The organism is Streptomyces sp. NBC_00483 (assembly GCF_036013745.1).
GTDB lineage: Bacteria > Actinomycetota > Actinomycetes > Streptomycetales > Streptomycetaceae > Streptomyces.
Genome location: NZ_CP107880.1, coordinates 8,760,761 through 8,783,784, shown reverse-complemented (window position 1 = coordinate 8,783,784; position 23,024 = coordinate 8,760,761). Strand labels below are relative to the sequence as shown.

The window sequence follows — 23,024 nt, the reverse complement described above, 5'->3', positions numbered from 1 at the left end:
GAGTACGCGCCCGCTGCGCCTCCAAGGGAGTTCAAGGTGACCCGCCGCATCCTCTTCGTCTCGCCCGCCATGAACCCGTCCCTGCGCCGGGCCCGCTTCGACGACAACGGTCCGCTCGACGACTCCGGCCGGAACGCCGCGCGGGCAGCGGCCGGATCGCTGCCGCCCGCCGACTCCGTCGTGAGGTCCCCGAGCGCCCGATGCGAGGAGACCGCGCACGAGCTCGGGCTCGGCCCGGCGTCCTCGCCACCGGATGTGGCGGGCATGGCGATGGGGCCGTGGCGGGGCAGGACGTTGGAGGAGGTGGGCGCGGCCGAACCGGAGGCGCTGGCCCGCTGGCTCAGCGATCCGCACTTCGCGCCGGACGGCGGGGAGCCGGTGGCGTCCGTCTGCGCCCGCGTCGGGCGCTGGCTCGACGCGACGGCGGCGGACGAACACGGAAGCGGACGGGTGATCGCGATCGTGGAACCGGAGGTGGTGCGCGCCGCCGTGGTCCATGCGATGGGGGCGCCGCACACCACCTTCTGGCGCCTCGACGTACCACCACTGACCCTCACCGAACTCAGCGGCCGGTCGGGACGCTGGAACGTACGGCTGGGACGCCCACTCGGTCCGCACTGACCCCACGGTCAGCCGTGCAGCGACCGGTACGCCGCGAGCGCCCCCGGATGCAGGGCGACGCCTCCCGTACCGATCAGGCTGCGGACGTCGAGGAACTGGGTGCCCACCGCGTTGCCGGGGACGAGGTGTGTGGCGCGCCGGACCAGCAGGCGGGTGAGCGCGTCGGCCACGTCACGGTCGAGGTCGGGGCGGCACACCAGGAGGTTGGACACACCGATGGTGGCGACCCCGGCCGCAGCCCGGTACGCGTCCTGCGGCAGCGCCACCTGTTCAAGGCCCGAAGCCGCCCGCGCGTCCCGGCCGCCGAGCCGGGGCAGCAGCTCGGCCAGCGGCAGGAAACGCAGGCCTGGCCGCTCGTCGAGGTCCTTGAGCGCGGGCAGGGGGACGCCGCCCGCCACGAGCAGCCCGTCCACGGAACCGGCCGCCATGGCGCTCGCCGCGTCGTTCAACGGCAGATGACGTACGCGCACGTCCGTCCTGGGGGACAGCCCCGCGGCGTGCAGCAGCCGTTCCCCGAACACGGCCGCCCCCGAGCCCGGGGCGCCCAGCGAGACGACGTGTCCGCGCAGGTCGGCCACGGTCCGCACGTCCGCGTCGGCGCGCACGGCGAACTGGAGGTACGTCTCGTAGACCCGGCCGATCGCGCGCAGCGGCACGGGCCGTGGGAACACGTCGGTGCCCGCGGCGTCCCGTGCGGTGGCGGTGAGGACGAGGGCGAGATCGGCGCGGCCGTCGCGCAGCCGCTCGATGTTGTCGACGCTGCCCGCGGTGGTGCGGACGCGGCATTGCAAGCCGGGGTGTGCCGCCGTGAGTTCATCGGCCAGGAGGTGCCCGAAGGCCTCGTAGAAGGCGGTCGGTTCCCCGGTCGCCAGGTGCAGCACCCCGCTGGGACCGCGGCCGATTCCGGAGACGTCGCCGGCGAGCGCGCCGCCGAGGGCGACGGCGCCCGCGGTGCCGAGCGCGGCGCGCAGGACCGTACGCCGATTCATCAGGACCGTAGGTCGATTCATGGGGACACCTCTTGACCGGGCTCGGCGGCCTCTTCGGCGGCCCGTGGCACGACCGCTCGCGCGCGCAGTCCGCGAGGGCTCGCCGGGCCGAGTTCCAGGCGTCCGCCGCGCCCCGCGAGGAGCTGTTCCGCGATGGCGAGGCCGAGGCCCGTGCCCGTCGTGCCGGACTGCTTGCCCGAACGCCAGAACCGTTCCGTGGCGCGGGTGAGTTCCTCGACGTCCAGGCCGGGGCCGTCGTCCGTCACCGTGAGGACCGCGTGCGGCCCCTCGACGGTGCAGCGCAGCGTGATCTCGGCGTCCTCGCCCGCGTATTTGATGGCGTTGTCGAGGAGGATGTCGGTGATCTGGGCGAGCTCGTGTTCCGTGCAGGCGACGAGGACGGGGGCGGCGGGATGCGTGGTGAGGTGTGTGCCGGAGCGGCGGGCGACGGGTTCCCACAGCCGGTGCTGTTCGGCCGCGACCGCCGCCGCGTCGCAGGGTGCGTACGGCCCGTCACTCACGGTCAGTTCACCGGCCCGGTGTTCCGCCGTGGCGAGTGCCAGCATGTCGTCGAGCAGTGTCTCCAGGCGGTCGAGTTCGGTGGTGACTCCGGCGTACGTGCGGTCCGCCGCGGCGGGCAGGTGGGTGTGCAGGGCGTCCACGCGGAGCCTGAGCGCGGCCATGGGGTTGCGCATCTGGTGGGAGGTGTCGGCGACCAGCCGGCGCTGTTGTTCCAGGGCGGAGGTGACGGTGCTCGCCATCCGGTTGAATCCGGTGGCCAGTTGGCGCAGTTCGGGCGGCCCGGACGCGTGGGTGTGTTCCGGGGGCAGTCCCGCGGCGAGCTGGCCGACGGCGCGGTCGAGGCGGCGCAGCGGTCTGACCACCCAGCGGGTCACCGCGCGGGCGAGGGCCGCGCAGGCAAGGGCGACCACGGCTGCCGCGGCGAGGACGACGGCCCAGCGCCAGGCGATGTCACCGGCAGCGGCCCGTACGGAGGCCCGCAGGACGACGGCGCCGGACACCTGGGTGCCGGTGCCCGCGGGCTCGGCGAACATCCGGTGCCCTCCCGACCAGGGCGTCAGCGAGGCCGTGCGATGCGCGGTCTGGTTGCGCAGGGCCGCGTCGATGAGGCGTGCCACGGCCGGGTCGGCGGCCCGCATCCCGCCGGTCTCCACCACGGGCTTGTGGCGGGCGTCGGTGACCACGAGCGCCTCCCCGTACAGCCGGGTGTAGCGCCGCGCCTCGGCGACCACCGCGGCGGTGTCCCCGGTGGTCGCCGCCTGGTCCGTCAGCGAGGCGAAACGGTCGAGGTCGGAACTGCGGGCGAGCACCAGCTGCTGTGTGCGGTCGGATGCGGTGGACACCAGCAGCGGCACGGCGAACGCGGCCACGGCGAGCACCACGAACGCGAGGAGTGCCGCCTGGACCCGGTTGCGCACGTGCCCGCTCCCTCAGTCCGTGGGGCCGGACGCGGCGTTGTCACCGAAGTCCGTGGGGCCGGAGGCGGCGTTGTCACCGAAGTCCGTGGTGCCGGACGTGGCGTCGTCGCCGAAGCGGTAGCCGAAGCCGCGGATCGTCGTGAGCAGCTCGGGGCGGGACAGCTTGGCCCGCAGCTGGGTGAGGTGCACGTCGAGCGAGCGGGACACACCATGGTGGGCGTCGCCCCACACCTCGTCGAGGACCTGCTCGCGGCTCACGGCTGTTCCGGCACGCGCGGCGAGCACGGCGAGGATGTCGAACTCCTTGGTGGTCAGCTCCACGTCCGCCCCTCCTGCCCGGACCCGCCGCGCGTCGAGATCGACCTCGACGTCACCGGCCCGGATCCGGCTCGCCGCCGGGGCGCTCTTCGCGGCACTGCGCCGGGTGACGGCCTCGATCCGGGCGAGCAATTCCGCGAGCCGTACCGGCTTCACCAGGTAGTCGTCCGCGCCGAGCCGCAGCCCGCGCACCACCGAACGCTCGTCGCCGCGCGCGGTCAGCACCACCACCGGCATGTCACTCACCGCACGCAGGGAACGCAGTACGTCGAGGCCGTCGATGTCGGGCAGGCCCAGGTCGAGGAGGAGCAGATCGGAGCTGCGGTGGTACGTCAGGACGTCCCTGCCGTGCGTGACCCGCCGGGTGACATGGCCGTGGTCATACAGCACCTCGAGGAGCGCCGCGGCCACTCCGTCGTCGTCCTCCGCAAGCAGTATCTGCACTGTCTCCCGCCTCCCATCAGCGGTGTCTGTGCGGATACCGCCCACGTCCGAATGTAGACCACGTACCTGAGCACACTCCGTGGCCGGTGTGCCGGAGCGGGTCGGCAGGCCCGGAATGTTAAGGGACGGTTAGGTCCGTGTGCGGGGCCGTCGCGGTGCCGCGCGGTCCGGAGTCAGGCTGCTGCCGTCGAAGACGACAGAGTCGGCCCCTAAGGACACAGCACATGATCATCGACTGCCACGGCCACTACACGACCGCACCGTCGGCGCTCGAATCCTGGCGCAAGCGGCAGATCGCCTCACTCACCGACGGCACGCCCTCCCCTGCGCGGGCAGAGCTGCGGATCAGCGACGACGAGCTGCGCGAGAGCATCGAACCGAACCAGCTGCGTCTCATGGACGAACGCGGCATCGACCTGACGGTCTTCTCGCCGCGCGCCTCGTTCATGGCACACCACATCGGTGACTTCGACACCTCGGCGGCCTGGGCGTCGATCTGCAACGACCTGTGCCACCGCGTCGCACAGCTCTACCCCGAGCGCTTCGCCCCCGCCGCGATGCTCCCCCAGTCCCCCGGCGTCGACCCGGCCACCTGCATCCCCGAACTCACCCGCTGCGTCGAGGAATTGGGCGCGGTCGCGCTCAACCTCAACCCCGATCCGTCCGGCGGCCACTGGACCGCGCCACCGCTCACCGACCGCTCGTGGTACCCCGTCTACGAGAAGATGGTCGAGTACGACATCCCGGCGATGGTCCATGTCAGTACGAGCGTCAACCCGGCCTTCCACACCACGGGCGCCCACTACCTCAACGCCGACACCACCGCGTTTATGCAGCTCGTGCAGGGCGATCTGTTCGCCGACTTCCCGACCCTGCGCCTGGTCATCCCGCACGGCGGCGGCGCCGTCCCGTACCACTGGGGCCGGTTCCGCGGACTGGCGATGGCACTCGGCAAGCCGCCGCTGGAGGAGCACGTCCTCGGCAACGTCTTCTTCGACACCTGCGTCTACCACCAGCCGGGCTCGGACCTCCTCTTCGACGTCATGCCGTCGCGGAACATCCTCTTCGCCTCCGAGATGATCGGCGCCGTCCGCGACATCGACCCGTGCACAGGACACCACTTCGACGACACACGTCGGTACACCGAGGCGGCCGGGCTGCCCACGGACGACCTCGCGGCGATCCAGGAGCACAACGCCCGTGCCGTGTATCCCCGGCTCGACGCGCTGCTGAAGCGCCAGGGCCGCTGAGGCGCGGGATCCACTGAGGCGCCGGACCCACTGAGGCGCCCACGACACGTCACCCGACACCCCCACCTCGTACGGAGAGCAGAGCAGTGCACACCCTTGCCCCCAAGACCCCCGGATGGCTCGACTGGTACGAGGGACCGTCCGAGCCGACGTTCCGGCTGCCGGCCGGAGCCGTCGACACCCACTGTCATGTCTTCGGCCCGCAGGCCGAGTTCCCCTTCGCGCCGCAGCGCAAGTACACGCCCTGCGACGGCGGCAAGGACCAACTGTTCGCGCTCCGGGACCACTTGGGCCTCGCCCGCAATGTGATCGTGCAGGCCACCTGCCACGGCGCGGACAACTCCGCCATGGTCGACGCCGTCCGTTCCGCGGGCGGCAGGGCGCGGGGCATCGCCACCGTCCGCCCGGACATCAGCGACGCCGAGCTGCGCGAGCTCGACGCCGCGGGCGTGCGCGGGGTCCGCTTCAACTTCGTACGACGCCTGGTGGACACCTCGCCCAAGGACGCGCTGCACACCATCGCCCGGAAGATCGCACCGCTCGGCTGGCACATCGTCCTGTACTTCGAGAGCGCCGATCTGCCCGAACTGGAGGCGTTCTTCGCCTCGTTGCCCGCTCCGCTGGTCATCGACCACATGGGGCGACCGGACGTGAGCCGGCCCGTGGACGGCCCCGAGTTCACCCGCTTCCTGCGCTTCGTCGAGCACAACGACGTCTGGGTGAAGGTGACGTGCCCCGAGCGCCTCAGCGTCACCGGGCCCGCCGCCCTCGACGGCGAACAGCACGCCTACACCGACGTCGTCCCCTTCGGCCGCCGCGTCGTCGAGACCTTCCCCGACCGGGTGCTGTGGGGCACCGACTGGCCCCACCCCAACCTCACCGACCACATGCCCGACGACGGCCTCTTGGTCGACCACGTACGGCACATCGCCGTCACCGAGGAGCAGCGGCACAAGCTCCTCGTCGCCAACCCGATGCGCCTGTACTGGCCCGGCGAGGACGTCTGAACCCGAAGCCCCCCTCCACCCCCTCCCCCAGGCCCACCTGACAAAGGCGTCACATGTCCCCATCCACCTACGCCCACCGGCCCAGCCACTCCAACGCGCTGAACAGGCTCAACCGGCTCCCCATATCCCGCTTCCACAAGCTCACCCTGCTCGCCGTCGCCTTCGCGTACTTCTTCGAGTTCGCGGACATCAACAGCTTCGCCACCACGGCACCGAAACTCGTCGACCTGTGGGGTATCTCGGTCGACCAGGTCGCTTACGTGACCTCGCTGTCCTTCGTCGGCATGTTCATCGGCTCGATCGTCGGCGGCGCCATCGCCGACCGGTGGGGGCGCAAGCGGGCGCTGCTGCAGACGACGCTCTTCTTCGCCGTCTTCTCGTTCGCCTCGGTGTTCTCCTGGGACCTGGTGTCCCTCGGTGTCTTCCGCGTGCTGACCTCGGCGGGCCTGTCCGCGATGACCGTCGTGGCCGTCGTCTACGTCAGCGAGATGTATCCGGCCGCGGTCCGCGGAAAGTACCAGGCGTACGCCATCGTCATCGGCATCTGCGGCACCCCGGTCACCAACCTCATCGCCAGCCTCGTCGTCCCGCTCAGCGACTGGTCATGGCGGCTGGTCTACCTGTGGGGTTCGCTGGGCATCCTGCTCGTCCTGTTCACCCGGCACCTCAAGGAGTCGCCGCGCTGGCACGAGAGCCGGGGCGACCACGCCGCGGCCGACGCGGTGCTCCGGGAGATCGAGGCGCACGTCGCCGCGGAGAAGGGCCCGCTCCCCGAGCCCGCGCCGCCGGTCGACGAAGTCCCTGCGCAGAAAGCCCCGTTGAGGCTGCTTCTGCAGAAGAAGTACCTGCTTCCGACGCTTCTCCTCACGGTCCTGTGGGTGACGCAGACCATCGGCTTCTTCGGCTATTCGAGCTGGGCGCCGACCCTGCTGGCCAAGGAGGGCCTCAGCGTCGAGAAGTCCGTCTTCTACGTGGCACTCACCACGGTCGGCGCACCGCTCGGCTCGTACCTGGCATCGCTGGTCACGGACCGCTTCGAGCGCAAGTGGTCGCTGACGGTGTTCGGCACGGTCATCGCGATCTGCGGACTGCTGTACGGGCTCACGTTCAGCCCGGTCTTCATCGTCGTGTTCGGCTTCCTGGTGAACTTCTTCGAGCGCGGCTACACCGCCCTGGCGTACGCCTACTCCCCCGAACTCTTCGACACCCGCGGCCGCTCCCTGGGCACGAGCGTCTCCTACGGCCTCGGCCGCCTGTCGAACGCCGCGGGTCCGCTGATCGTCGCGTCCCTGTACACCAACCACGGCTACCGCACGGTCTTCTATTTCATCGCCGGTACGTGGATGGTCGGCGCCGTCGTCCTGGCACTCTTCGGTCCCCGCACACGCCGGGCCCGGCTCGCCGCGACCAAGGCACCTGCGGAGGTTGCCGACGTGGGGGCGCCGGGCCGCGCCGACTGATTCGGGAGCAGTACGACACGACGTACATCCCCCGACGGGCTGCGGCCACGTATCCGTCACACGTCCTGGTTCACCTGCGTGAGGTGAGTGTCCATCGCGACGCACATCTCCCCCAGCAACTCCCCGAACTGCTCCAGGAGTTCCGGCGGGTAGCGGCCGATGATGGTGTCCATGGGCGCCGCCAAGGGGCGGAAGAATTCGTCGGCGCGCTCCTGGATGTGCTGGCTGCTGCGCAGGGTGACCACGCGGCGGTCGCTGTGTTCGCGGCTGCGGACGATGTGTCCGGCGTCCTCGAGGCGGTTGAGGAGGGAGGTCGTCGCCCCGGACGACAGCAGGATGCGTTTGCTCAGGCGGGCCGGGGAGATCGGGGCGCCGCGCTCCTCGGCCGCGATGATCTCCAAGAGCGCGGCCGCGTCCGTGGAGTACAGGCCGAGATGCGCGGCGAAGCTGCGGCTGAGTTCCGCGTAGTGGCCGCCATAGACCCTCAGGGCTTCCACCAGCAGCTCGCGCCGCTCCGCCACCTCATCGAGCGCCGACTCCTCCATCACGAACGGGCCGTCCTTCCCCTGCGTCTGCGTCACCATCGCCGGACCTGCACTCGCAGATCACCTTTGACAATCTACCCACACCTTAATACCTTCATCGTGGAGAGACTTCGCCATGGAGGTATTGGGATGCGGGGCTCGACAGCCACCAGGCGGTGGCTCGGACTGATCGCCATCGCCCTGGGCGTGGCGTTGATCGTCGTGGACACGACGATCGTCAACGTGATCACGCCCTCGGTCGTCGAGGACCTGGGCGTCAACTCCTCGCAGGCGCAGTGGATCCAGGAGTCGTACGCGATCGTCTTCGCCGCGCTGCTGCTGCTCACCGGCCGACTGTCCGACATGCTCGGCGCCCGCCAGGTCTTCACCTGGAGTGTCGTGGTCTTCGGCGCCACCAGCGTGCTCGCCGGTCTTGCGCCGAACGGCGGCCTGCTGATCCTGGCCCGCTTCCTGCAGGGCGCGGGTGCGGCGATGATCCTGCCGACCTCGCTGGCGTTGCTGAAGGCCAACTTCACCGGAAAGGCCCGCGGTCAGGCCTTCGCGGTCTGGGGCTCGACCATCGGCGCGGCCGCCGCACTCGGTCCGCTGCTCGGCGGCTGGCTGTCCGAGCACGTCTCGTGGCGCTGGGCGTTCGGTATCAACGTGCCGTTGTCCGTGCTCGTCGCGTTCGGTGTGGTGCGCTACATGGCTCGCTCGCCCCGGGCCAAGGGGCGTATCGACGCGCCCGGCGCCGTGCTGTCCGTCGTCGGGCTCGGGCTGCTCGCCTTCGGGCTCGTCGAGGGCCGCGTCTACGGCTGGGTCGCCACCGTCCACCCGCTCGACGTTCTCGGCTTCACCTGGGGCAGCGGGCCCTCGCCCGTTCTGGTCGCACTGGCCCTCGCCGCCCTCACGCTGGTCCTGTTCGTGCGCCGCCAGTCGAAACTGGCCCGCGGCGACGACGCCTCCATGGCGATGATGGACGTACGACTCTTCTCCATCGCCTCGTTCCGGGGCGGCAACATCGCCACCCTGATCATCGGCGTCGGGGAGTTCGGCATCGTCGCGGTGCTCCCGCTGTGGCTGCAGTTCACCCTCGGCTACAGCGCGCTGCAGGCCGGGCTCGCCCTGGTGCCGGTGGCCCTCGGAAGCTTCGTCGCCAGCGGGGCCAGTTTCGGGATGGCCGCCAAGGTCTCTCCGCTGATCCAGCTGCGCATCGGCCTCGCACTCGAAGTCGTCGGCCTGGCCGGCGTCGCCCTGGTGGCCGCCCCGAACACCTCCTGGTGGGCCATCTCGGCGATGCTCTTCCTCTACGGCATCGGCGTCGGCTTCGCCACGGCCCAGGTCACCAACGTCGTACTCGCCGACATCCCCGACGACAGCAGCGGTCAGGGCTCCGGCATCCAGAGCGCGTTCCGTCAGCTCGGCTCCGCCCTCGGCATCGCCGCGCTCACCACGGTGTTCTTCACGACACTCAGTTCCACGCTGCACGACAGCCTGGTCTCTTCCGGCCTGCCCGGGGCCGCCGACAAGTTCAGCCACGCCGTCACCGACAGCGCGGGAGCCGCGATCGGCCCGCTGGCCGGGAATCCGCAGACGGCCTCGGTCGCCGACGCGGCCCGCTCGGCGATGTCCGACGGTGTCGCCATCGGCGGCCGCATCGCGGCAGGGTTCGTCGTTCTGGGCCTGCTCGCCTCGCTGCTCATCCCCGCCATGCCGCCACAGGCGCCGGACGGGACCGAGACGGCCGACGCCGACACGGAACCGGCCCTGCCGTGACAGGCAGCGATGCAGGGCGAGGCATTCGTCTCGCCCACCCGACCCCCGGCATGCCCTCAACCAGAAGGGGCACTCGTCGGGTTGGAACAGCCGCCACCGGTCATGGCGATCGATGGCGGCCGTCGAGCGCGAGGACGGACAGCTCCCCCACCGTCTCCTCGCGCGGGTGCCCTCTGCGACAGCGGGGAGCGGGAGTACCCCGCTCGTATTCGCGCAGACGGGCGGGGTTGCTGGGTCCGCGCCGAATTGGTTTGGCGCGGCTCCAGCGGGCCCGGACGGACCGGCGTCGACATGGGAGGCAGAGCCGCATCGCCGCCCGCGCGGCTCCGGCCATCCATCCGCTCCCCCGGGGTTACGCACGAGTAAGTCCGTGCCAGAATAGGACCGGAGCCCCGCGATGCATCCCCCGTCGTCGCGGGGCTCCCACCTGCGTACGCCTCTACGGCTGCAGTGGGGGTGGCGTGAACGCCGCGCCTTTGGGGCTCAGCCCCTGGTTCCCCGAAGAGGCGACAGCTTCGTCGAATTCCTTGCGGCTGATCATGCCGAGGGTCAGCTTGCGGCGGAGTTCGTCCAGGGTGTTGTTGACGCTCTGGCGTCTGGCCGCTTCGGCGCTGCGGCGCCCCTCGGCTCCGGCCCGACGACGTGACTCACGCTTGCGTTGAGCAAGCTTTTCATCTGCGTGCCGAGCCAACATCGCGGCGCCGGTCATGAAAAAGTTCGCCATTTCGCGAGGCCCCCGTCTTCGGCGTCCTGGACGGCCTCAGTCTCGTGGAGTCCGCCGCCGGACGAAAGAGCCCACTCCCCCTCCCCCATTTCACTTACAAGCGACAGCTGATCTCCAAGCCGTCCTCCACAGGGAAGGTGACACTGTGGTAGCCGTTGGCGGTGTCGCGAATGTGGTCCAAGTAGGGGCCGAGGTCGGGCAGTTCGACGTCGTCGGCGACGACGAGGGTTCCCGGGGCGAGATGCGGCTCGAGGAGTTGCAGCACGGGCAGGCACAGGTCCTTCCACCCGTCCAGGAACAGGAAATCGACCGGCTTTTGCAGTCCGGCAAGCGTTTCCAGGGCGTCGCCCTCCAGCACGGTGATCACGTCGTCGAGGCCGGTGGCGGTAAAGGTGTCCCGCGCAGCCGCCGCCTTGGCGTGGTTCATCTCAGTGGTGATGACCTGACCAACCGCGTTGTCGCGGACGGCCGCGGCCAAGTGCACCGTGGAGATCCCGTACGAGGTCCCGAACTCGACGACCGTGGCCGGCCTGGCGGCTCGTACCAGGTTGTAGAGCAGCTTGCCGCCCTCTGCGGAGACCGGCATGTAGACGTCCTGTGCGACGTCGGCGAGTTGCTGGGCCGTCAGCTTGTCCCGCTCGGCGAACTGCTGGGCCCCGAGAGGTCCCGCGGCCTGTTCGTCGCGCGCTGCGGCCTCGAACATCCGGTCCAGGGCCGCGGCGACACGTGGTTCGGCAAGGGTGCAGGGCGATGCGGTCATGGTTCGCTCCTTGAGTGGTGGGGCCAGTCACGACGTTCACATTTACGAGACACCGTGCACCGCAAAGTAGCACATGCGGTGCACGGTGTCTCGTTTATAGTGAGGGCATGATGGATGGCAGCGGCCGTGGACGACCGCGCAGTGAGAGCGCACGGACCGCCGTGCTGCACGCCGTTGACGACCTCTTGGTCGAAGTCGGCTATGCGGCACTGACGATGAAGGGCATCGCGGAGCGGGCAGGCGTGGGCCGGCAGACCGTGTACCGCTGGTGGTCGAACAAGGCAGAGGTCCTGTACGAGGCGAGCGTGCTCGACGCCCAGCAAGAACTGGCGGTGCCTCGCAGCGGTGACGCCCGCAAGGACGTGGAGACCTACCTCGACGCCCTCGTCGCCTTCCTGGCGCACTCGCACGCTGGAGCGGCCTACCGGGCCCTCATCGGGGAGGCCCAGCACGATCCGGACGTCGCGCTTCTACTGGCCTCCCGGGACATCCTCGGAGAGAGCGCCGCGGCAACAGTGGAAACGGCTCGCACCGCCGGCAACACCGCCCTGTCCGCGGAACAGGCGACCGCGCTCCTGATCGGGCCACCCTTCTTCCGCATCCTCACCGGGCACGACGCGAGCGGCATCGACACCAAGGCGCTTGCGGACCAGTTCATGCAAGTCCTGCGTTCACCCTGACTGCGGGTGTACAGAGCCGGGTGAGAAGTTCAACTTGCGTCGAGCGATGCACACTTGAGCGCAACGGCACGGCGGGCGCAAAGGGCGCGCCCGCCGTGCCACAACCACACAGGGTGCAACTCAGAAGTAGCGCTTGTCAGAAGTAGTGCTTGCGCCCGCCGACCGCGCGGCCCGTCGAACCGGCGATCCACAGAACCGCGCCGACCACGACGAGCACACTGCCGACGATCGTAAGCAGCGAAATACCGACCAGCAGGCCGATGATGAGCAAGATGGCGCCGAGGACAATCATTTTCGGGTTCCGATCTCAAAGGCTCTTCGGTGCGTACGGATCCTCGTCCTGCCGGACCCGCCTCACCCGGTACCTGCCCGTCCGTGTGTCCCGGGCCGGGGTGGCATCCCAGCCGACCGCGCGTTCAGCGGCCGCTGGATTCCTCGTGCCCGGTCCGAGTGCCCCGCCATCCGTCGTTCATGCGTCAACGGGCCACGAACCGCGGCCCGTTGCCGTGAATCGGGTAACGCTCGTCCCGCGACCTCACTGCTGTTCGGCCAGATGCTTCGCCTCCCGTTCCCGGGGCATTCGGTGGGACATGGCCACTCGATGGGCACCAGCACACGGACGCGGTCACGCGCGTCGCGCAGCGAACAGCAACGCGGTCGCGGCAGGAGCCCGTGCGGGCTTCGTCGCTCGGGGAGTCCTCTACGTCCTGATCGGCGTCCTGGCCCTGCGGATCGCCTTCTCCGACAGCGAAGGTCAGCAGGCGGACCGGGGCGGCGCGGTCACCGAGATCGCCCAGAAGCCTTTCGGTACCGCCCTGTTGTGGCTTCTCGGCATCGCCCTGGCGGGGATGGCGCTGTGGCGGCTGACCGAGGCGGCGTTCGGGCAGGCGGGACCTGACGGCCGTAAGGCGAGCAAGCGGGCGATGTCCGGGGCCCGTTGCGTGTTCTACGGATTCGTCTCGTACTCCGTGCTCAGCTACGCGGCCGGGAGCAAGGGCAGCGGCAGTGGCAGCTCGGACAAGGACTCGCAGGATGTCACGGCCAAGGCGCTGGACTGGCCCGGCGGCACGTGGATCGTGGGGGTCGCCGGTGCCGCGCTGGCCGTGGCCGGCCTGTGGCTCGCCGTCAGGGCCCTTCTGCGTAAGTTCCACAAGCATCTGAGGATGTCCGAGATGTCGAAGCGGCCCCGACAGGCGGTCGATGTGACCGGGGTCTTCGGCGGCACGGCACGGGGCGCGGTCTTCTGTGTCGCCGGCGCCTTCGCCATCGTCGCGGCCGTCCGCCACGAGCCCGGCAAGGCCAAGGGCATGGACGACACCCTGCGCGCCTTCACCGATACTCCCGTCGGGCCCTGGCTGCTGGCGTTGATCGCGCTCGGCCTCATGGCCTTCGGCGCGTTCTCCTGGGCGAACGCCCGCTGGCGCAAGGTCTGATCCAGGGCCCGTCGTTTGGATCAGGGCGTGACGATCGGGAACGCCTTGTCGGGTTCGGTGACGTACGAGAAGAGGGTGGCGAGGGCCTTCGGGTCGCCGTCCACGCTCACGCCGTCGAGGCCCTTTCCGGCGAGGATGCCCAGGAGTTGGGGCTTGGTGAGGGTGAGGGTCAGGTCCGCGGAGGGCTTGGCGGCGGCCGTCGTGCGGTGGGTGAGGGCGCCGTTGTGGAGGGTGAGGCGGTGCCGGGTGTTCTCGTCGGTCAGGACGAGGTCGACGGTGAGGTTCTCGTCCCAGGCGCGGGGGCCGTCGATGCGGATGGCGATGGAGTCCAGGAGCATGTCCGTGGTCAGCGCCATCGCCATCTCGGGGTTGGTGGTGTCGATGGCGATGGGGTTCACGCCGTGGCGCAGTTCCATCGCGGAGGTCAGGAAGAAGTTGCGCCAGGTGCCGTTCTCCGCGCCGTGGCCGAGCTTCTCGTAGACCTGGGCGAGGAGTTCCTTGGCGTCCTCGCGGGACGGCTCGGCGAAGACGATGTGATTGAGGAGGGTGGCGGCGAAGCGCAGGTCTCCCGCGTCGACGTAGCCGTGGGCCTTGGACAACGCCTCGTCGGCTCCGCCCGCCAACTCCACGTATCGCTGGGCCAGTTGGGCCGGGGGGTGCTCCCAGAGGTGGGCGATGTTGCCGTCGAACCAGCCGAGGTAGCGCTGGTAGATCGCCTTGACGTTGTGGGAGAGGGAGCCGTAGTAGCCGCGCGCGTGCCAGGAGTTCTCCAGGGCCGGCGGCAGCTGGATCTCCTCGGCGATCTCCGGGGCGGTCAGGCCGTTGTTCAGCATGCGCAGCGTCTGGTCGTGCATGTACGCGTACAGGTCGCGCTGGGTGGCGAGGAACTGGACGACGTTGTCGTGGCCCCAGGTCGGCCAGTGGTGCGAGGCGAACGCGACGTCGTAGGCGTCGGCGAAGTACTCGATGGCCTCGTCGAGGTACTGGGACCAGACACGGGCGTCGCGGACGACGGCACCGCGCAGGGTCAGGATGTTGTGCATGTTGTGCGTGGCGTTCTCGGCCAGGCACAGGGCCCGCTTCTCGGGGAAGAGGAAGTTCATCTCGGCCGGTGCCTCGGTGCCCGGGGTGAGCTGGAAGACGATGCGGACACCGTCGATCGTCTCCTCCTGCCCGGTGTGCGTGATGTCCAGGGTCGGCGGGATGAGGCTGATCGTGCCGTTCGAGGTGGTCATGCCGAGGCCGGCGCTGATCTGGCCCTCGGGCGACTTCGGCAGCCGGTCGCCGTACATGAAGATCGCGCGGCGGGTCATGGCGTTGCCCGCGTACACGTTCTCGCTGACCGCGTGCTCCAGGAAACCGGCCGGGGCGAGGATCGGCACGTCCTGCTCGGTGCCACGCGGCAGGACGCCGCGCGAGCCGCCGAAGTGGTCGCCGTGCGAGTGCGTGTAGATGAGGCCGGTGACCGGGCGTTCGCCGCGGTGCTGCCGGTACAGGGCGAGGCCCGCGGTGGCCGTCTCCACGCTCAGCAGCGGGTCGACGACGATGACACCGCGCTCGCCCTCGACGAGCGTCATGTTCGACAGGTCCAGGCCGCGGATCTGGTAGACGCCCTCGGTGACCTCGTACAGTCCCTGGCGGGCGCAGAGCTGGGCCTGGCGCCACAGGCTGGGGTGCGCGGTGTCGGGGCAGTCGGCCTTGAGGAAGGCGTACGCGTCGTTGTCGTAGACGACCTGTCCGTCGGCGCCCTTCACGACCGCGGGGACGAGGGCGTCGATGAACCCCCGGTCCGCGTTCTCGAAGTCGGTGGTGTCGTCGAAGGGCAGGTCGGCGGCGTCGGTCATCTGGCGCTCCGTTTCACGGATCGGGTCCGGCCGGCGCGTGGCGGCGCCGGTCCGTCTCAGCATCGGGTGGGTCGGGGGTGATCGCATGTCGGGCGGGAGCCGTTCAGTTCAGGAAGGCTCAGGGCTGCCCGTTACGACTCAGGGCTGCCTGTTACGGCCCGGGCCTGGATCATGGCGGCTGATCGGCGGCGGGCGGCCGAGGCCCGGCGGACTCGGACCGGTCCTCCGGGCTCCCATCCGGTGCCTTCTCGTGCGACGTGATCCAGGCCCGGCCCTCCGCGACCGCCCGCTCCACCGGCGCGAAGATCTCGGGCTGCGCCGGTACGACACCGCCCTCGCCGAGGCGCTCGGCGAGCCCCGACACCTCAAGGAGGCGGGCGAGCGGGGGCTGCACCCCGGCCAGGACCAGCCGCCCGCCCTCGTCGGACAGGGAGCGGGCGTACCGGTCGAGGAACTTGACCACCGCCGACGAGGGCACATCGGGCAGCGTGCGCACCACCAGCACCAGGACCGCGTCCCGGGCCCCGTGGACGTCGGGCAGCGCGGCCTCCACGCGCGGCAGCTCGGCGAACAGTGAGGTGCCCGCGTAGTCGAGGACGGTGACCTCGCCGGGCGGTAGGCGGCGCGGCGGATCGCCGGTGCGCCAGTGGCCGCCATCGGTGTCCCGGTGCAGGGAGACGAGCCGCGTCTGCCGGGCCGCCTGCACACAGAACAGCAGCAGCGACAGCACGGCGCCGATCACGATGGCCTGCTGGAGCGGCAGCTGCGTGGTCGCCAGGAACGTGATCACCATCGCCGCCGCCGACAGCGGTGACGTACGCAGTACGAGGCGGATGTCGGGCAGCCGGCCCACGACCAGTTCGCAGCCGATGACGATGATGAGGGCGCCGATGACGGGCATCGGGATGCGTTCGGCGAGGGAGCCGAGAGTGAGGACCAGGAGGGCCAGCCACAGCCCGGCGAAGATACCGGTCCAGCGGGTGCGGGCGCCGGCGCCGACCGCGACGCCCGTGCGGGACATGGAACCGCCGGTGGGCAGCGCGCCGAACAGTCCGCCGCCGAGGTTGCCGAGTCCCTGGGCGACGAAGTCGCCGTTCACGGAGGACTTGGAGCCGTCGGGGTTGGGGACGGTCGGGCCGATGGAGGCGGCCTGGGCGAGGCCGACGAGGGCGACGGCGAACGCTCCGGGCAGCAGCGCGCCGACGGCGGACAGGTCTGGGGCGGTGAAGGAGGGCAGCGCCGCCGGGATGTGCCCGATGTCGCGGGCCAGGTCGACGTGCGTGCCCAGGACGGCGACACCGACGCTGACCGCGAGCAGCGCGATGAGGGTGGCCACCGCCTCCAGCCGTTTGACGAGCCGGAGCAGCGCCCAAGCGGCGACGGTGACGAGTGCGGTGAGGGTCGCGGCGAGCTGCCAGTCTCCGATGTGCCAGACCCAGTCGGCGAGTTGAGCCAGTTTGTTGTGCGGGCCCGGCTTGTAGCCGGTGGCGTCCTTCAGTGAGCCGGTGATGATCTGGAGGGCGATGCCGGTGGAGAAGCCGGTCATCACGGCGTTCGACACGAACGACATGACGACGCCGAGCCGCAGCACCCCCATCAGCAGCATGACCGTCCCGGCCAGTACGGCGAGCGTGGCGACGTTGCCCACGTCCTTGGCGTCGAGCCCGGCCTCCTTGATGGCGCTCTGCGAGGTCAGCGCGAGCGCCGAGGTGAGGGTGGTGACCATCAGGACGGTGCGCGCGAAGAGCGAGCCGAGGACGGTCGGGACGACGCCCGCGTAGATGCCGGCGACCGGATTGAAGCCGCCGATCGCCGCGTACGCCATGCCTTCGGGGATGGAGAACAGGCCGGTGACGAGCCCGGCGGAGACGTCGGACGGCCGCGGCTTGCCGAGCCGCGGGAGCCTCGGTGGCTTCGGCCGTGTCACGCCCACAAACACGCCCGTCGCGCCGGCTGGAAGTGGAGCTCGTCGAAGCCCCGGCCCGGCGGGTCCTCACAGCGGGGCAGATCCCCCTCCGCCACCAACCCCTCCACCACCAGGCCCTCAAGACCTCGGCCGAATAACCCGAAAGATCCCGTCTCCGCCATGGAGCGAAACTAAGCCGGTGATCAAGGTGCCGCAACGCCAGGCCACACCCCTGGAGTCCTTGGTGAAGCCGATCTTCTTCCCCGACCACCCCTCGTTCTGGTACGAGACGCTGCGGACCCTCGGTCACATCGCCTACGGCGGCGCCGACTCCGGCGAAGTCGCCACCACCGCCCAGGGCATCGCCGACGGTGACTACGACAGCTGGCACGACCAGTGGCTGGCCACCGCCCACCGGATCGCCGACCAGGCCCGCACCTCACTGGAAGGCGGCCACGACACCAGCGCCCGCGACGGGTTCCTGCGCGCCTCGAACTACTACCGCTGCGCCGAGTTCTTCCTGCACGGCAACGCCGCCGACCCACGCATCCGCCACGCGTACGATGCCGCCGTCGGCGCCCTCACCGTGGACATCGGCGACCCGTTTCCCGCTGGAGGAGATCACCAAAGCGCACGACCGCGTCGACGCCGGAGGCCGCGGCCGCACCCTGGTCACCATCCCCCAGTGATCCGGCTGAGACGGCGATGGCCGGCAGTGCTCCTCAGCACGGCGTGCCACAGCAGGTCTCGTCTCGGGGAGTGCCGCAGCGGCACCGCCCCTCTTTGTCGTGCGCCAAACCGCCTCAGGGGATCAGCACAACGCGCCGGCCAGGCGGCGTCGGCATCGTCCATGCCCGCTCGACCTCCGACAGGGGTAGCGGGGACGGGTCGATCGAGAAGGTTCCGGAGGTGATCTCGGCTGCCAGGGAAGGGAGTTCGGCGAGGATGCCTGCGGTGGTGACCGAGCCTTGGCCGCTGCCCATGATCTGCAGATTGGCGGCGCGGAGGAGGTAGGACGGCAGGGTGATGTCCGGCCCGGCGACGGAGCCGATCTGGATCCAGGCCAGGGGCCTGCTCCGGTCGGGTCGGGCGGTCAGCAGTGCGGTCAGGGCATGCTCGGTGGCCGCGCCCCACAGGTAGTCGATGACGACGTCCACGTCGCCGGCGCTCTTGCCGAGGTGCTCGGCGACCTGCTCGGGCCCGCCGGACAGGGAGACGGTCTCGTCCGCGCCCAGGCCGGGCAGCAGGGCCAGCCGCCCGGGATCGCGGCCGGCCGCCACGACACGCTCGGCGCCGAGGTGCCGCGCGATCTGCACGGCGAGCCGGCCTGCGCTGCCGGTCGCACCCAGGACCAGGACGCGTGCGCCCGCCGGGAGAGCGATGCGGCGGCGCAGGGCGACCCAGGAGGACATGCCGGGGTTCATGGCCGCGGCCACCGCGACCGGGTCGGTGTCGGGCGGCAGGGCGATGGCGCGACGGCGGTCCACGACGGCCTGCTCGGCCATCGTGCCCAGCGCGGTGTCCGGGGCGACGAAGTAGAGCAACTCCCCCTCCGCCGTGCGACCGACGGCGTCGATGCCCGGCACGAGCGGCAGCACACCCTCGGAGGTGTAGTGGCTGCCGTCGGCGGAGGATCGTACGCGCGGGTGCAGACCGGCAGCGACGACGTCCACGAGGATTTCGCGCTCTCCCCGGGGTGTGGGGGTGTCGACGGTGTCGTAGCGGGGCGGGGTGTCGAAGGAATGGACGACGGCTGCGTGCATAGGGGTTCTCCCGAGGCAGTGTGACCGCATATAGTTTGCGACACGTACTACTTTCAAGATAGTTTGCGGCACGTACCAAGTCAAGGTGGTTCGTGCCGCGTACCAGATCGGCCAGAGGCGGACACAGTGACACCCACCCCCACTCCCCAGGGGACGGACGGCTCCCAGGCTGCGGACGAACCCCAGAACACCGTCGACGCCCTGGTCCAGCTTTCCTTCCTGGTCCAGGGGATCCTCTCCCGCATGGCCGCCGACCACGACCTGTCCCTGATTCAGGTCCGTCTCCTCGGCATCCTGCGTGACCGCACACCCGGCATGCTCGAACTCGCCCGCCACCTGGGCCTGGACAAGTCCTCCATGACCGGACTGGCGAGCCGCGCCGAGAAGCGCGGGCTGGTGGAACGCCGCCCCTCACCGCACGACGGCCGCAGCGTCCTGATCGCCCTCACTCCGACGGGCCGCGCCCTCGCGGAACTGTGCGCCGCAGAGATGGACCAGGCCGTCACCGAACTGACCGAGCCGCTGACAGCCACGGAGCGCGGCGACCTTCGGGCAGTGGCGGCGAAACTCCTGCGCGCCGCCGCCCCGGGCGACGGGGCCTCCGGCGCGTAGCGGTCAGGACGTCGGCGCTCACAGGCCCGACGCCACCGCCACGCCGAGCACCAGCAACACCCCTCCGGTGGTGACCTGAAGGCCGCGCTGAACGGCCGGCCTCGACACCAGCCGCCGCCCCCGGCCCACGGCCCAGGTGAAGGCCACGTACCAGGCGGCCGTGACCAGCGCCCAGACCACGCCGAGGACGGTGCCGGAGACGAGGAGTGACCCGCCGTCCGTGACGAACTGCGGCAGCATCGAGACGGCGAAGACTCCCGCCTTGGCGTTGCCGAGGTTCGTTCCCAGCCCGACGGCGAATCCCTTCCAGGAGCGCACCGCCCCACCGCCCTCGGCTGTGGCGTTGCTCTTCCTCGATGCCCGCAGGGTGGAGATTCCCAGCCACACCAGTACGGCCCCGCCCACGAGGCGGACGACCTCGAGCGCGTGCGGGTTGGCGAGCAGGACAGCGGAGAGGCCGGCGGACGCGGCGAGTGACCAGAGCACGATCCCCGTGGAGTTGCCCGCGATGGTCGCCCAAGCGGCGCGAGGCCCGCCCATGAGTGTCTGCCGGGTCATGAGTGCCTGGCCGGGTCCCGGCAGCATCGACAGCAGGAGGGTGGTGGCGAGGAACGCGGGGAGGTGGGTGGGCACGGGGCAGCCTTTTCCTTTGCCGGAAGGGGAGTCGAACTCGTTGGTGCCACCAGGTTTCCCCGCCCCGAGCCTTCAGGGAAGTCACCGCAGTCACGGTCAGCGTTAAGTTGAGTGAATGCACGTCGAACCCGACCAGCTGCGGCTCCTCGCCCTCATCGACCGGCACGGCTCCCTCACCGGGGCGGCGCACGCGCTCGGGCTCACCCCGGCGGCGGTGACCCAGCGAGTGGCCCGGTGGGAGCGGGACTGTGCGGCGCCACTGGTGACCAGGAGCGCACGCGGAGCGCGGCTGACCGAGGCGGGGCTGCTGCTTGCCGCGCACGGCGAGGTCATCGAGGCGGAGACGGCCAAGGCCGCCGCAGGGCTGGCCGGCCTCCTTGGCCACCTGGCCCTGCGGCTGCGGGTGGGCGCGTTCCAGGCGGCCGCACTGCACCTGCTGCCGCCGGCTCTCACGGCACTGCGCCACCGTCACCCCGACGCGGACGTGTCCGTCATCGACGTGATCTCGGCGCGCGCCACCGACCAGATCACGGCAGGCCGACTCGACGTGGCGGTGGCCGCCCAGTGGGGACCGTCCTTCACCGCCCCTGCCGGAGTAGCGGTCCATCCACTCCTTGTCGACCCCATGGTGGTCGTACTCCCCGACGACCACCCGCTGGCCGTCGAACGTCCACCCGGCACCGCCCTGACGCTGCGGGAGCTGCGCGACGCCTCGTGGGTGGCCATCACCTCCGGGCAGGGCCCGCGCGAGCAGCTCGAACTCCTCACCGCCAAGGCCGGGTTCGCGCCACGCGTGCGCTTCGAGACCGAGTCCTACGACGTGGCGCAGGCCCTGGTCGCCTCGGGCGTCGGCGTCGCCCTCGTCTCACGCCTCGCCCTCACCCACGTCCCCGGCACCACCCACCGCGACCTCGCCGAGCCCCGCCCACACCGACGCATCCACGCGGTGACCCCCACGGACACCAGCCTCACTCCGCTGGTCGGCGCATTTCTGCACCTGCTGGACGACGTCGCCCGCGAGCTCGCCGACACCGACACCGACACCGACACCGACACCGGCGAGGGGCAGGGACAAGAGTCCACTGGCACGTAGGCAGCCTTATGCGCCACGCAACGCGCCGACCCCGCGCAGCTGCCAGCCCCGGCGGGCCCGGGCCGCGACGGCCGTGGACACCTGCCGCCATTCGGTCACACCGCCGAGCCGGGTGGCGTCGGGCTGGACGACACGGACGGCGTCGTGGGCGATGAAGCCGGTGAACTGCTGGTAGCTGTAGATACTTTCGCCCCGCGGCGATGTCGAGGGTCGTCGAGCGCTGCGGAGCGACATGGCCGTCGAGATCGTCGGCGTGCAGCGGTTCCTCCACCCAGTCCATGCGCGTCTCTTCGAGGACCGGCATCCTCCGGTGCGCGGTCGACAGGTCCCAGCGCTGATTGGCGTCGCACATCAGGGTCACGTCGTCTCCGAGGGATCCGGCCGCCGCTCACATCAGTCGGTCACCTGCACCACGGCAGCCGTGACCGGGTGTGCGGCGGAGTCGTAAGCAGTGCATCCCGCCACGGCATTGACATGCGCGCGACATCAGGTCGACAGTACGTCGCAGGTCCGTACCATTCCCGCCCCACACGGAAATGAAGGAGCTCACGCATGAGACGTACGACCGGACTCCGCTCTGCTCTCGCCGTCCTGTTGACCTTAGGCGCCGCCACCCTGGGCCTGACGTCCCCCGCCGCCGCGGCCGACGCGGCTACGGAGTCCTCGTCCGCACGCGCCCTCTCCCCCGGCCTGGCCACCGCAATGCAGCGGGACCTCGGGCTCACCACCTCACAGGCCCGCGCCCGGCTGCACCAGGAAGCCGCCGCAGCCGAACTCGCGCCCCGGGCCGAGCGTGCGGCCAGTCAGGACTTCGGCGGCACCTGGTACGACCCGGCACGCGGCACCCTCGTCGTCGGACTCACCAAATCCGGTGGCCCGGCCGCTGATTCAGTACGCGACACCGGCGCCTCGGTCGTGCGGGTGGCGCACAGCGCCCGGGCGCTCGACGCCGCGAAGTCGACACTCGACAACGTTGCCAAGACGGACGGCGCCCCCATGGCCGTCCGCAGTTGGCGCGTCGATCCCCGCACGAACAGCGTGGTGGCAGACATACGCGAGGGCTCCGAACACAGCGCCGCTGTCCGGGAGTTCCTGGCCCCGGCACGCAAGGCGGGGCTCCTCAGCGTGCGCCGCGCCGGAGCAGGGCAGACGCCACGGACCTTCGCCGCGGGCACCGTCGGCGGCGACCCGTACTACATCAACGGCAACACCCGCTGCTCCATAGGGTTCTCGGTGGTCGGCGGCTTCGTCAGCGCGGGGCACTGCGGCACGGCGGGCAGCTCCGTTGTCGGCTGGGACGGGTCGGCGATGGGCACGTTCGCCGGTTCGTCCTTCCCGGGCAACGACTACTCCTACATCCCGATCGGCAACGGCTGGTGGACCACGCCGGTCGTGCTCGGCTGGGGCACCGTCAGTGATGTCCTGGTGCGTGGCTCGGCGGTGGCCCCCGTCGGCTCGTCCATCTGCCGCTCCGGCTCGACGTCGCACTGGCACTGCGGCACCGTGCTGGCCCAGAACGAAACCGTCAACTACAGCCAGGGACCGGTCTACGAGATGACCGGCACCAGCGTCTGCGCCGAACCCGGCGACTCGGGCGGCTCGTTCATCTCCGGCGACCAGGCGCAGGGCGTGACCTCGGGCGGCTGGGGCGACTGCACGAGCGGTGGCCAGACCTGGTTCCAGCCGGTCAACGAGATCCTCAACGCCTACGGGCTGACGCTCGTCACCGCCTGACGAGGGTGTGGCCG

General features: G+C 70.6%; 22 protein-coding genes and 1 pseudogene. 10 read left to right on the top strand and 13 right to left on the bottom strand.

The genetic code is table 11. The features are described 5' to 3' along the window. Positions 1-36: 36 nt before the first annotated feature. Positions 37-621 (top strand): histidine phosphatase family protein, encoded by a 585-nt coding sequence (locus OHA73_RS39285; protein WP_327657545.1) that lies wholly within the window; start codon positions 37-39, stop codon positions 619-621. 8 nt (positions 622-629) lie between these two features. On the opposite strand, the gene OHA73_RS39280 is transcribed toward OHA73_RS39285, so the two are convergent. Genes OHA73_RS39280 through OHA73_RS39270 form a run of 3 tightly spaced genes read right to left on the bottom strand, consistent with a single transcriptional unit; the run spans position 630 to position 3,811 of the window. Beyond that, the gene (locus tag OHA73_RS39280; RefSeq protein ID WP_327657544.1) at positions 630-1,631 is read right to left on the bottom strand and encodes a TAXI family TRAP transporter solute-binding subunit; all 1,002 of its coding nucleotides are present in this window, start codon (positions 1,629-1,631) and stop codon (positions 630-632) included. Beyond that, on the bottom strand, positions 1,628-3,049 hold the full coding sequence (locus OHA73_RS39275) for a sensor histidine kinase (protein WP_327657543.1): 1,422 nt from the start codon (positions 3,047-3,049) through the stop codon (positions 1,628-1,630). Before OHA73_RS39275 ends, OHA73_RS39280 begins: the two co-directional genes overlap by 4 nt. Before the next feature lie 12 nt (positions 3,050-3,061). Beyond that, positions 3,062-3,811 carry a response regulator transcription factor gene (locus OHA73_RS39270; protein ID WP_327657542.1) on the bottom strand — a complete coding sequence of 250 codons (750 nt, stop codon included), beginning with the start codon at positions 3,809-3,811 and terminating at the stop codon, positions 3,062-3,064. A 224-nt stretch (positions 3,812-4,035) separates the two neighbouring features. On the opposite strand from OHA73_RS39270, the gene OHA73_RS39265 reads away from it, so the two are divergent. The 3 genes from OHA73_RS39265 (at position 4,036) to OHA73_RS39255 (ending at position 7,528) form a co-directional block, all read left to right on the top strand. Next, on the top strand, positions 4,036-5,061 hold the full coding sequence (locus tag OHA73_RS39265; protein ID WP_327657541.1) for an amidohydrolase family protein: 1,026 nt from the start codon (positions 4,036-4,038) through the stop codon (positions 5,059-5,061). A gap of 86 nt (positions 5,062-5,147) precedes the next feature. Continuing rightward, on the top strand, positions 5,148-6,068 hold the full coding sequence (locus tag OHA73_RS39260) for an amidohydrolase family protein (protein WP_266723413.1): 921 nt from the start codon (positions 5,148-5,150) through the stop codon (positions 6,066-6,068). 53 nt (positions 6,069-6,121) lie between these two features. After that, positions 6,122-7,528, top strand: a complete 1,407-nt coding sequence (locus tag OHA73_RS39255; protein WP_327657540.1) for an MFS transporter — start codon at positions 6,122-6,124, stop codon at positions 7,526-7,528. A gap of 56 nt (positions 7,529-7,584) precedes the next feature. On the opposite strand, the gene OHA73_RS39250 is transcribed toward OHA73_RS39255, so the two are convergent. After that, a complete protein-coding gene (locus OHA73_RS39250; protein ID WP_327658615.1) occupies positions 7,585-8,073 on the bottom strand; it encodes a MarR family winged helix-turn-helix transcriptional regulator in 489 nt (162 codons plus the stop codon). 129 nt (positions 8,074-8,202) lie between these two features. On the opposite strand from OHA73_RS39250, the gene OHA73_RS39245 reads away from it, so the two are divergent. Further along, complete coding sequence (locus OHA73_RS39245) at positions 8,203-9,828, top strand: DHA2 family efflux MFS transporter permease subunit (protein WP_327657539.1); 1,626 nt, start codon at positions 8,203-8,205, stop codon at positions 9,826-9,828. A gap of 439 nt (positions 9,829-10,267) precedes the next feature. Here the strand turns inward: OHA73_RS39245 and OHA73_RS39240 are convergent, their stop codons facing one another. Together OHA73_RS39240 and OHA73_RS39235 are read right to left on the bottom strand one after the other, a co-directional pair. Then, positions 10,268-10,552, bottom strand: coding sequence for a hypothetical protein (locus tag OHA73_RS39240; RefSeq protein ID WP_327657538.1), 285 nt, complete (start codon positions 10,550-10,552; stop codon positions 10,268-10,270). 94 nt (positions 10,553-10,646) lie between these two features. Beyond that, complete coding sequence (locus OHA73_RS39235; RefSeq protein ID WP_267068017.1) at positions 10,647-11,312, bottom strand: O-methyltransferase; 666 nt, start codon at positions 11,310-11,312, stop codon at positions 10,647-10,649. 110 nt (positions 11,313-11,422) lie between these two features. Here OHA73_RS39235 and OHA73_RS39230 point away from each other — a divergent pair, with 110 nt between their 5' ends. Continuing rightward, on the top strand, positions 11,423-11,992 hold the full coding sequence (locus OHA73_RS39230; RefSeq protein ID WP_266725694.1) for a TetR/AcrR family transcriptional regulator: 570 nt from the start codon (positions 11,423-11,425) through the stop codon (positions 11,990-11,992). A 136-nt stretch (positions 11,993-12,128) separates the two neighbouring features. On the opposite strand, the gene OHA73_RS39225 is transcribed toward OHA73_RS39230, so the two are convergent. Continuing rightward, complete coding sequence (locus tag OHA73_RS39225) at positions 12,129-12,284, bottom strand: DUF6131 family protein (RefSeq protein WP_266723404.1); 156 nt, start codon at positions 12,282-12,284, stop codon at positions 12,129-12,131. Between the two features lie 298 nt (positions 12,285-12,582). Here OHA73_RS39225 and OHA73_RS39220 point away from each other — a divergent pair, with 298 nt between their 5' ends. Further along, complete coding sequence (locus tag OHA73_RS39220; protein WP_266723402.1) at positions 12,583-13,425, top strand: DUF1206 domain-containing protein; 843 nt, start codon at positions 12,583-12,585, stop codon at positions 13,423-13,425. Between the two features lie 20 nt (positions 13,426-13,445). Here the strand turns inward: OHA73_RS39220 and OHA73_RS39215 are convergent, their stop codons facing one another. From OHA73_RS39215 to OHA73_RS39205, 3 genes are all read right to left on the bottom strand, one after another. Beyond that, positions 13,446-15,269, bottom strand: a complete 1,824-nt coding sequence (locus OHA73_RS39215) for an alkyl/aryl-sulfatase (protein WP_266723400.1) — start codon at positions 15,267-15,269, stop codon at positions 13,446-13,448. Between the two features lie 169 nt (positions 15,270-15,438). After that, on the bottom strand, positions 15,439-17,196 hold the full coding sequence (locus OHA73_RS39210) for a SulP family inorganic anion transporter (RefSeq protein ID WP_327657537.1): 1,758 nt from the start codon (positions 17,194-17,196) through the stop codon (positions 15,439-15,441). Between the two features lie 782 nt (positions 17,197-17,978). Next, positions 17,979-18,938, bottom strand: coding sequence for a quinone oxidoreductase family protein (locus tag OHA73_RS39205; RefSeq protein WP_266723396.1), 960 nt, complete (start codon positions 18,936-18,938; stop codon positions 17,979-17,981). Between the two features lie 126 nt (positions 18,939-19,064). Between OHA73_RS39205 and OHA73_RS39200 the strand changes: the two genes are divergently transcribed. Then, positions 19,065-19,550, top strand: coding sequence for a MarR family winged helix-turn-helix transcriptional regulator (locus tag OHA73_RS39200; RefSeq protein ID WP_266723394.1), 486 nt, complete (start codon positions 19,065-19,067; stop codon positions 19,548-19,550). Between the two features lie 18 nt (positions 19,551-19,568). Here OHA73_RS39200 and OHA73_RS39195 read toward each other — a convergent pair whose 3' ends face one another. Then, positions 19,569-20,183, bottom strand: a complete 615-nt coding sequence (locus OHA73_RS39195) for a LysE family translocator (RefSeq protein WP_266723392.1) — start codon at positions 20,181-20,183, stop codon at positions 19,569-19,571. A gap of 115 nt (positions 20,184-20,298) precedes the next feature. Between OHA73_RS39195 and OHA73_RS39190 the strand changes: the two genes are divergently transcribed. Further along, complete coding sequence (locus OHA73_RS39190) at positions 20,299-21,276, top strand: LysR family transcriptional regulator (RefSeq protein WP_327657536.1); 978 nt, start codon at positions 20,299-20,301, stop codon at positions 21,274-21,276. 6 nt (positions 21,277-21,282) lie between these two features. Here the strand turns inward: OHA73_RS39190 and OHA73_RS39185 are convergent, their stop codons facing one another. Both OHA73_RS39185 and OHA73_RS39180 read right to left on the bottom strand, forming a co-directional pair. Next, positions 21,283-21,510: an enolase C-terminal domain-like protein gene (locus tag OHA73_RS39185; protein ID WP_327657535.1), complete on the bottom strand. Its 228-nt coding sequence runs from the start codon at positions 21,508-21,510 to the stop codon at positions 21,283-21,285. Positions 21,511-21,529: 19 nt separating this feature from the next. After that, positions 21,530-21,628 (bottom strand): annotated as a pseudogene (locus OHA73_RS39180) (enolase C-terminal domain-like protein); the annotation flags it as partial. 200 nt (positions 21,629-21,828) lie between these two features. On the opposite strand from OHA73_RS39180, the gene OHA73_RS39175 reads away from it, so the two are divergent. Beyond that, positions 21,829-23,010: a S1 family peptidase gene (locus OHA73_RS39175; protein WP_327657534.1), complete on the top strand. Its 1,182-nt coding sequence runs from the start codon at positions 21,829-21,831 to the stop codon at positions 23,008-23,010. Positions 23,011-23,024 lie beyond the last annotated feature (14 nt).